This is a genomic window from Amycolatopsis sp. NPDC049253, from assembly GCF_040678995.1.
In the GTDB taxonomy this organism is placed as follows: domain Bacteria; phylum Actinomycetota; class Actinomycetes; order Mycobacteriales; family Pseudonocardiaceae; genus Amycolatopsis.
In genome coordinates, this window is the sequence record NZ_JBFAQX010000034.1 from 83,199 (window position 1) to 89,878 (window position 6,680).

The window sequence follows — 6,680 nt, forward strand, 5'->3', positions numbered from 1 at the left end:
AATCCACCACATCGAGCCGGCCCTGGAGGCTGTCATGAGTTCGGCGGGTTCTGACGACTACTCCCTCGCGCGCGTGCCGCTCACCGCGCGCCGTTCCTGGTTCGGGATCGCGGTCCAGCGGTTCGGCCAGCTCTCGGCCCTGATCCAGTTCCTCATCGGGGCCACCCTCGGCTACAGCATGAACTTCTGGACCGCGTTCTGGGCGCTCACGCTCGGCGCGCTGGTGATCGAGCTCGTCTCCGTCCTCGTCGGCGTGATCGCCGTGCGGGAAGGACTGCCGACCGCGCTGCTGGCGCGGTGGACGGGCTTCGGCACCGGCGGCTCGGCGCTGCTGTCGCTCGTGCTGGGGCTGTCCATCACCATCGGGTTCGGTGTCCAGTCGGGCGTCTCGGCGCAGGGCCTGCTGTCCCTGCTCGGCGGCCTGCCACTGTGGGCGTGGGCGATCGTGTTCGGGCTCGTGGTCACGGGCATCGTGGTCTACGGCATGACGTCGATGGCGTGGACGGCCTACCTCGCCGTGCCGGTGTTCCTCGCGCTCGTGGCGTGGTCCGTCGGCACCGAGCTGTCCCGGCATTCGCTGCCGGAGCTGGTCGCGTCTCCCCCGCCGGGTCCGGCCATGACCCTCGCGCAAGGTGCCGCCCTCGTCGCCGGCTCGTTCATCACCGGCGCCGTGATCACGCCCGACATGGCGCGGTTCAACCGGTCCGTCGGCGACGTCGTGAAGCAGACCGTCGTGGGCATCACCCTCGGCGAGTACGTGATCGGCCTGGCCGGCGTGCTGCTCGCCCACGCCGCGGGTTCCAGCGACGTCATCGCGATCATCGTCTCGTCCGTCGGCTGGGTCGGCGTGCTGGTGATCCTGCTGGGCACCGTGAAGATCAACGACTGGAACCTCTACAGCGCCAGTCTCGCTCTGGTGTCGTTCGTCGAGATCATCTTCCGCCGCAAGGTCCACCGCGCCGCGGTGACCATCGCCGTCGGCGTGGTCGGCAGCGTCACCGCGGCGTTCGGTGCGCTGGACTGGTTCACCTCGTACGCGGCGGCCCTGGGCTACATCTTCCCGCCGGTGGCCGGGATCATGCTGGCGGAGTACTTCGTGGTCCGCTCGTGCCGGCCCTTGCTCGACCGGGACCGCGCCACGGGCGAACTGCCGCCGGACGCGCCACGCTGGGTCCCGGCGGCGCTTGTGGTGTGGGTGCTGGCTTCGCTCGCGGGCGCGCTGGCGGGCTTCGGCAGCCCGGCGATCACGTCGCTGGTGGCAGGGTTCGTGCTCTACGCGGTGGCCGGGAAGCTCGGCCTGGTGCGGCGCCCTGTCGTGCCCGCGGCCGAACCCGCTCCGACGCCCGCCGCGGGAGCGTCGTGACGATGCCGGACAGCCGGCTACCGCGCCCCTTCGGCGGGGAGGTCCTCGACGGCCAGCCGCAACCAGTCGTCGTCGAGGAGGAAGTGCAGGTCCGGCCCGCGCCCGACGACGCGGGTCGCTTCGGGCAGGTCCTGCCCGTCCGGCTGGACGAGGCGGTATTCACCGGTCACGTGCACGCGCTCGGCGTCGAGGACGCCGACGGCGAGCCGGTCGTGTTCGCCTCGGTGTCCCCCGTAGAACGCGACGCGGGAATCGCCGACCGCGAGAGCTTTGGCGCCACGGACGTCGTTGTGCCGGCCGGTCAGCTCGCCGTCGCGGATGCGCACGAGCGGGAAATCGGTGTAGTAGCAGGTCCACACCGTCTCTTCGGCGACGTTGAGGGCGTAGCAGTCGCTGATCGGGCCCCACGCCTGGTCGACCGGGGAAGGGAAGTGCCAGGTCCTGGTCAGACCGGCGGAGAAGCGGTTCAGCCCGTACTCGCCGAGGGGTTGGCCGGATTTCTCATCACCCCAGCCGTAGTTTCCGAAGACGCCCTCGTCGAAGTAGCCGACCCAGATCTCACCCCGGCGCGTCGTGGCGACGTGTTCGATGCCGTCGCCGAGAGTCTGTTCGATCACCGGCGTTCCGTCGGCGTCGTAGACGATCGCGTTGCGGTCCGGGCCGTCCGGGCGCCACCGGGACCGGGCTCCCACGATCAGGGTCCGGCCGTCGGGCAGCGGCTGCACATGGGGGTGCGCGACCGGAAGCCGCGCGATCCGTGTGGTGACGGTCGCGTCCGGTGCGTGCACGCTCACGCGCGCCGCCACCGCGCGGGGCGCCCGGGGATCGGGAAAGGTGGCCCAGCCCGGCTGAGTGGTCGTCGACCTCACCGCCGCGAGATCGCCGGGCGTCGACCAGAGAGCGACGGCCTCGCCGGAGGGGCCGATCGACGCGGTCACCCGGACGTCTCTTCCTGCGGGGCAAGGATCTTCGCGTGGCGCCGGAGCCGGACAGTGGGCAACGCCAGGACCGCGGCGCGCCGTTGCGCCCGCCGTCGGCGATAGTCGGAATCAGTCATCGAGGGCATTCGATCACGCGAAAGCACCTGCGGCCCACCTAATATCGCTCCCCCGGAATCGCCGCGAGCCAAGGACCACCCGGGCCGGACTCCGCCGGATTCCGCCGGATTCCGCCGCTCGGCCTTCCAGCACCCGCCGCACGTGCTCGGCCCGTTCCGTTCGAGCAGGTCGAGCACCAGTGCGAGGTTGCTCGCGGTGCGGGCCATGGGCCCGATCACGGTGAGGTCCTTTTCGGACGGCAACGGCGGGTTCGGCGGCGCCGTGTGCCCGCGCGACGGCAGCACCCCTGGGACGCTTTGTGCGCGTACACCCCGGTGAAATGGGCCGGAGCGCGCAGTGAACCCGCGATGCGCCGACTCCGTGAGTTCGACCGCGCTCACCTCGCCCGTGCGCAGGGCGGCGGACAGTTCGCCGGCCCTCGCGCAAGTCCAGTCCACCCGCATCGATGATCCCCGCTGAGTTCGGATTGTCGACGTCGGACTCTGCGCAGCTGACTTCGGCGATCGCAACTCAGGGGTAGGCTCACCGCACGGCGATGACACTGGAGGGCGCGGTCACCGACCGGCGCGGCCGGCTGGTCGAGCACTGCTCGATCACCAAGGCCATCGCGGTCGTGGGTGCCCGCGCGACCCTGCTCGTGCTGCGCGAGGCGTTTTACGGCACCACGCGCTTCGACGAGTTCGTCGACCGCACCGACCTCTCCCCCGGCGTCGCGGCAGCCCGGCTCGAACAGCTCGTGGAGCTCGGCGCCCTGGCGAAGCAGCCCTACCGCGAGCCCGGTTCACGTCCGCGCGACGAATACGTGCTCACCTCGATGGGCCGGGATCTCTTCCCGGTCGTGCTGGCGCTGATGCGGCGGGCCGACAAACACCTGCAGCCCGACGGCGGACCGCTCCGGATCGTCGAGCGCGGCTCCGGCAAACCGGTCAGCGTCGCGCCCCACACGGATTCGGGCGAGCCGCTCGACCTCGAAGACCTCGCCGTCGTGCTCGACGAGACCTGGGTGCGTCCGTGATGTCCGCCCGTGCGAGAACCCGTATCGTCACTCGCGAATTGGGAACCCGGCCGACGTCGCGGGGCGGGGGACACACGACCTCGGCCGGGTAGCTGCGGGGGACGGCGGTCCGTCCCGGTTTTCATTGTCCGCCAGGAATTCCCTGGCAATCGGCGCGTTGGGGCGCGCCTTCACCCGAGCCGCGCTCGGCCCGGTCGAGCAGCCAGCCGGCCGGCAGTCCGAGCCGCGCCGCCTGGCCGCGCAGGTCGAAGCCGTCCCAGCCCACCAGCCGGTCGCTCGTCCACCAGCGCCGCGGGCCGACGTGCTCGGTCACGCCGCACTCTTCCCACGGGAGACGACGGTCGCCGAGAGGTCTTCGTCGGTCTGCGGATTCGCGAGCCGGCACAGCGGCCCGCCGCCGGGGTGCGACACGACGCGGCTGTCGGAGAGGAACCACAGGCGCTCGGCCGGGCGGCCGCACACGGAGCACGGGCAGCCGAAGAGCTGCAAACCCCAGCGGGACAACTGCTCAGGCATGGCTCGTCCTCTCCGCGTTCGTGAGGCGCCGGGCGGCGAGCACGGCGGTGGGCCCGCAGCGCGGCGGCCGGCCGGAGCGCGTCCGCTGCCGAGGTCCGGCCGGGACGCGGCGGGTGGCGACCGCGCGTCCCCGGTCGGGCAAGCCGTGCTGGCGCATCACGCTTCCACCTTCCGATCCGGAGCTGATCTCGAGGGGCGGGCGACATCTTCATGTCCCTGTGCCGGCTACCGCCATGGCGTTCGAGTCCTCACAGGATCGCCGGGACCGGCACCGGTCCGCATTCCTGCCACCTGGAGTCCCCCGCCCCCGCTACCCGGACTTTCCCCTCGCCCCGGGGCTGGCCGTGCGCGCGGGCGGCGCCTATCCTCGGGATGGGTGTTGCGGCGTGTCCAGGGAAGCGAAGGTGCAGCGCCGCCGAACCGGAGAGCGCATGCGGCGGCGCTCCAGCGGCGCGCTCGCCGCCGTGGTCGCCGTCGCCGCCGTCACGGGTATCGCGCTGCTGCTCGAACCACACGTGGACTCGCTCTCCCTGCTGATGCTGTACCTGGTCGTGGTGCTGCCGGTCGCCGTGATCTGGGGAACCGTGCTGGCCGTGGGCACCTCGTTGCTGAGCGTCGGCGTCTACGCGACCTTGTTCGCCCCGCCGCCGTATCCCCTGCCCTTCATCGACGCCCAGAACGCGGTCGCGCTGGGCGTTTTCCTCATCACGGCGGTCGTGGTGGGCACCCTCGCGTCACGGCTTCAGCGCGCGGCCCTGATCTCCGAACGCCTGACCGAGGAGCAGTCGGCCCTGCGCCGCGTCGCGACTCTCGTCGCGCAGTCGGTCTCGCCGCCGGAGGTCTTCGAGGCCGTGACGCGGGAGGTCGGCCTGCTGTGCGACGCGGACCTGGCGCGGATGGAACGATACGAAGTGGACGGCACGGTGACCGGCGTCGCCGCCTGGAGCCGAGTGCCCGTGCACCTCACCGTCGGGACGCGGATCGAGCTCGACGGGCTGAGTGTCGCCCGCGAAGTGCGCCGCAGCGGTGAGCCCGTCCGGCTGGCGAGCTTCGCCGGCGAGACGGGGGCGATCGCGCGGGAGGCGCGCGGCCTGGGCATCCGCTCGTCCGTCGGCTGCCCGATCGTGGTCTCCGGCCGGCTGTGGGGTGTGATCGCCGCGTCGACGAAGAGCGACGACCGCTTCCGCGACAAGACCGAGGCGCAGATCGCGAGCTTCACCGAGCTCGTCGCGACCGCGATCGAAAACGCCGAGGCCCGGTCCGAGCTGCGGGCCTCCCGCGCCCGCATCGTCGCCACGGCCGACCGGACCCGGCGGCGCATCGAGCGCGACCTGCACGACGGCGCCCAGCAGCAGCTCGTCTCCCTCGCGCTGCAGGTGCGCGCGGTGCAGGCGCTCCTCCCCGACGACGCCGTCGAGGCGCGCGGCGAGCTCGACCGCATCGCCGACGGGCTGTCGGAAGCGCTGGACGAGCTGCGCGAAATGGCCCGCGGCATCCACCCGGCGCTGCTGGCCGAGCTCGGGCTGGTGCCGGCCCTCAAGGCCCTCGCGCGACGCTCGCCGCAGGCCATCGACCTCGACGTCCGCGCCGACGGGCGGCTGCCGGAATCGATCGAGGTCGGCGCGTACTACGTCGTCGCCGAGGCGCTCACGAACGCGGCCAAGCACGCGCAGGCCGACGCCATCGCCGTGCTGGTCGAAACCCGCGGCGACCTGCTCCACATCGCGGTGCACGACGACGGCGCGGGTGGCGCCGACTTCGCCCGGGGCTCCGGGCTGGCCGGGCTGAAGGACCGCGTCGAGGCACTGGGCGGGCGGATCTTCCTCCACAGCCCGCCCGGCGACGGCACAACGCTCAACGCGGAGTTCCCGCTCGAGGGGCAGGGCGCCTGACCGCGGCCGTACCGGCCAGCCGGTAGGTGAGCTACCCGCTGGCCGGGCTCGGGAATTCCCGCTCGCCGTGACGACGGCGACCCCCTCCGGGTACCACACTGGGTGACCAGACGGGGGCAAAGAGGGTTCCTCGGGAAGAAGTCCGGTCATGACAGTCCATCACCATGCGAGCAACAGGTACTGCACCCGCTGCGGGCGCTGGCACAGCCACTGCGACGCCTGCGGCTGGTTCTGGTACGGAGCCTGCACTTTCGCGGAGGCGCTGCGGCGCATCCGGCTGCATCAGCTCGACGAGGTGTACGCGGACGGGGTGACCGGCCGTGGCCGTACCGGTTAGCGGGAATGCGCGCGCTGCGCGGTTCTGGGAGGGTGAACACGTGCGGTGCCTGATCGTCGACGACAGTCCGGGTTTCCTGGCCGCGGCTCGTCGGCTGCTGGAGCGTGAAGGAGTCACGGTCGCGGGGGTGGCTCGGGGCGGAGCGGAAGCGTTGCGCTCCGTCGACGAGCTGCGGCCCGACGTCGTGCTGGTCGACATCGACCTGGGCGGCGAGAGCGGTCTCGACCTGGTCGGGCGCCTGGCGCGCACCGAGGCCGGCGGCTCGTCGGACATCATCGTGATCTCGACCCACGAGGAAGAGGACTACCGCGACGTGATCGCCGAAGGTCCCGCGGTCGGGTTCCTGCCCAAGGCCATCCTCTCCGCGGGGGCGATCCAGGGCCTGCTCGGCACGGCCGGCTAGCTGTAGTGACCATGGACGTTGTTGACGTATGAGCGGCGCGTCGGGTTGATCATGACGAAGACCTCCGTGTGGGGTGGTGGTGTCTGACGCCATCAC

8 protein-coding genes are annotated in these 6,680 nt (G+C 71.8%); 4 read left to right on the plus strand and 4 right to left on the minus strand.

The genetic code is table 11. The features are described 5' to 3' along the window. Positions 1–34 precede the first annotated feature (34 nt). Positions 35–1,363 (plus strand): cytosine permease, encoded by a 1,329-nt coding sequence (locus AB0K15_RS41570; protein ID WP_364064315.1) that lies wholly within the window; start codon positions 35–37, stop codon positions 1,361–1,363. Between the two features lie 17 nt (positions 1,364–1,380). On the opposite strand, the gene AB0K15_RS41575 is transcribed toward AB0K15_RS41570, so the two are convergent. After that, positions 1,381–2,301: a hypothetical protein gene (locus AB0K15_RS41575; RefSeq protein ID WP_364064318.1), complete on the minus strand. Its 921-nt coding sequence runs from the start codon at positions 2,299–2,301 to the stop codon at positions 1,381–1,383. Then, complete coding sequence (locus AB0K15_RS41580; protein WP_364064321.1) at positions 2,298–2,420, minus strand: hypothetical protein; 123 nt, start codon at positions 2,418–2,420, stop codon at positions 2,298–2,300. The genes AB0K15_RS41575 and AB0K15_RS41580 overlap by 4 nt, the downstream gene beginning before the upstream one ends. Before the next feature lie 536 nt (positions 2,421–2,956). Between AB0K15_RS41580 and AB0K15_RS41585 the strand changes: the two genes are divergently transcribed. Beyond that, a complete protein-coding gene (locus AB0K15_RS41585; protein WP_364064324.1) occupies positions 2,957–3,436 on the plus strand; it encodes a helix-turn-helix domain-containing protein in 480 nt (159 codons plus the stop codon). Between the two features lie 121 nt (positions 3,437–3,557). Here AB0K15_RS41585 and AB0K15_RS41590 read toward each other — a convergent pair whose 3' ends face one another. Then, positions 3,558–3,749: a hypothetical protein gene (locus tag AB0K15_RS41590; protein ID WP_364064327.1), complete on the minus strand. Its 192-nt coding sequence runs from the start codon at positions 3,747–3,749 to the stop codon at positions 3,558–3,560. Next, a complete protein-coding gene (locus AB0K15_RS41595; RefSeq protein WP_364064330.1) occupies positions 3,746–3,952 on the minus strand; it encodes a hypothetical protein in 207 nt (68 codons plus the stop codon). The genes AB0K15_RS41590 and AB0K15_RS41595 overlap by 4 nt, the downstream gene beginning before the upstream one ends. 386 nt (positions 3,953–4,338) lie before the next feature. Between AB0K15_RS41595 and AB0K15_RS41600 the strand changes: the two genes are divergently transcribed. Both AB0K15_RS41600 and AB0K15_RS41605 read left to right on the plus strand, forming a co-directional pair. Further along, positions 4,339–5,844 (plus strand): DUF4118 domain-containing protein, encoded by a 1,506-nt coding sequence (locus AB0K15_RS41600; protein WP_364064333.1) that lies wholly within the window; start codon positions 4,339–4,341, stop codon positions 5,842–5,844. 377 nt (positions 5,845–6,221) lie between these two features. Then, the gene (locus AB0K15_RS41605; protein ID WP_364064336.1) at positions 6,222–6,584 is read left to right on the plus strand and encodes a response regulator; all 363 of its coding nucleotides are present in this window, start codon (positions 6,222–6,224) and stop codon (positions 6,582–6,584) included. Positions 6,585–6,680 lie beyond the last annotated feature (96 nt).

Excerpts from the sequence above, each read along its gene's own strand:
- AB0K15_RS41570 (WP_364064315.1), top strand. The coding sequence starts at position 35 with ATGAGTTCGGCGGGTTCTGACGACTACTCCCTCGCGCGCGTGCCGCTC.
- AB0K15_RS41580 (WP_364064321.1), bottom strand. The coding sequence starts at position 2,420 with ATGACTGATTCCGACTATCGCCGACGGCGGGCGCAACGGCGCGCCGCG.
- AB0K15_RS41585 (WP_364064324.1), top strand. The coding sequence starts at position 2,957 with ATGACACTGGAGGGCGCGGTCACCGACCGGCGCGGCCGGCTGGTCGAG.
- AB0K15_RS41595 (WP_364064330.1), bottom strand. The coding sequence starts at position 3,952 with ATGCCTGAGCAGTTGTCCCGCTGGGGTTTGCAGCTCTTCGGCTGCCCG.